Annotated in this window: 2 protein-coding genes and 1 pseudogene; 1 reads left to right on the top strand and 2 read right to left on the bottom strand. The window is 47.7% G+C overall.

Annotation, left to right across the window (positions count from 1 at the left end):
* A pseudogene (locus AAY47_RS22085) lies at positions 1–818 on the top strand (hypothetical protein); the annotation flags it as partial.
* 47 nt (positions 819–865) lie between these two features.
* Here AAY47_RS22085 and AAY47_RS16510 read toward each other — a convergent pair.
* Together AAY47_RS16510 and AAY47_RS16515 are read right to left on the bottom strand one after the other, a co-directional pair.
* Complete coding sequence (locus tag AAY47_RS16510; protein WP_047771224.1) at positions 866–1,459, bottom strand: tail fiber assembly protein; 594 nt, start codon at positions 1,457–1,459, stop codon at positions 866–868.
* The coding region (locus AAY47_RS16515) for a phage tail protein (RefSeq protein WP_047771227.1) at positions 1,459–1,906 on the bottom strand (448 nt) is incomplete at its 5' end. The genes AAY47_RS16515 and AAY47_RS16510, both read right to left, overlap by 1 nt.

Below are 1,906 nucleotides of genomic sequence, written 5' to 3' on the forward strand. Positions count from 1 at the left end.
ACCTCGGTTTGGCGGAAACAGTGGAGCTGGCGAAAAATGCCCTGTCCAAATCTCAGAATGGGGCGGATATTCCTGATAAGACGCTGTTTGCGACGAATACTGGTGCGTTAATAGCCAATAATGCCATTATTCATGGTGACGTCGGGAGTAATAACAATGTGCCAAATCATGATTACGACAATATACCGGTTAACCAAACATTTTTTGGATACAGCAATGGGAAAAACAATGGGGGCGTTTCCGGGCCAGGGGTGCATTTTTCTGGATTGTACAACGCATACTGCGTCATGATACAGGCGGATCATCACAGTGGTGGTCGCAAATTGATATTTAGGACACGTAATGGTAATAATGGGATATGGAATCCGTGGTGGATGATTTGGCACACAGGTAACACCACCACAGATACGAACGGCTATCTGAAAAAAGCCAGCCCCATTATCCAAATCTACCCCGATGGCAAATTCATCACCAACAACGAATCAGAGGGTGCGATTGTAGAGCGTCTATCAGAGGGCGTTTATCTCATCAAAAACGTTTTGGGATTCAATGCTGACGCTGCATGGGGCGGTGTTGATGGCGGTGTCGAAATACCGATGTGCAAAAATAAATTGCCGCTGATTTGGGTGGATTATAGGGTTCAACCCGACGGCTCCATCAAATTAATGACCTACCACCGTGAGCACGCAGATGCACCTGAGTTCGTCAGAAATGTACGGGACGGTTATGTTGATGGTGATCCGATTGATATTCCTATTGGTCGATTTATTTCTGTCCGTGTCCAAATGCCGGAAAATTCTATTTGGAATCAACAATAAAAATTGGCTGAATCAAAATAACAATCAGGGGCACTGCGCCCCTGTATTCATTTCGGCTGTTCCGGCCATGAGATATCGGGCGCGGTAGCGCAATCTACCCGATTGAGCAGCACCCGATATTTGCGCCATGCGGTTAATGCGGATTTTTCGGCGTCGGTGGCCATATCGAGGTCAATCGCATCCTGTAACGGGGCGATAGCAATATCTGCCTGCTGTCGCAATGATGATTTTTGTTGTTCAGCGCGCCTGATATGATCCGTTTTTAGTGCCTGAGTATCTGTCACCCACCGTTTGCCATCCCATTTATCGAATCGTGTAGCGGGTGCAACTGGCGTTGTGTCCGACGGAAAGTCACCGAGCACTGTAATCACCTGTGCGACACCTGTTTCAATGCTGTAAACGGTTTCGCCACGGTGATCGGGGACGTATTTCCACGTGGACAAATCAGATGTCCGACAGATGGTATAACCCTGTTTATGGTCATCCGGTGCATCAATACAGGAATGAGCCGGAATGCCAACGCCGATAGGTAAATACTCCACAGATGCAGAACTATATTCCCGTGTCTCGCTGTGATAGTTAAAAACAGTAATATCACCCGCAACAGTGGCGATCAGATTTTTGTCTAGTTTTGCAGTCATTATGCGGCTCTCACAATGTAGTTAAATGCGATATTACGTGGGCGAGTTTCGTTCCCCCCGTAATAATCCGTTGAGATAGAAATATCAAGCAACTTTCCGTTGGTGTCTGCACTAACAGGATACCTCCCACCTGTGCTATCACCCTCCGTTGCCCCCCATGTTTGTCTAAAGACATGGTCATGTCGTCCAACTGAATCGATTTGTAATGAAAGCAGAGCACGCCCAGGGTCAATCTTACCGCCATCATCCCACCCACGAATAAATTCCCCTCTCAAATCCGGTAATCTCAGTGATGGGTATGCACGTGCCAGTTCGGGATATTGAGCAGCGGTAAACGCCGAACCGTTACATTTTATCCACCCAGTCGGAGCGTCTTTTAGCGGCCACGGAATAGGCACGCCGACCGGTAATGCCGAACCTGCCGTTAAACCGAGGTTTTTCACAAAC

Source organism: Xenorhabdus griffiniae (assembly GCF_001028135.1).
Classification (GTDB): domain Bacteria; phylum Pseudomonadota; class Gammaproteobacteria; order Enterobacterales; family Enterobacteriaceae; genus Xenorhabdus; species Xenorhabdus bakwenae.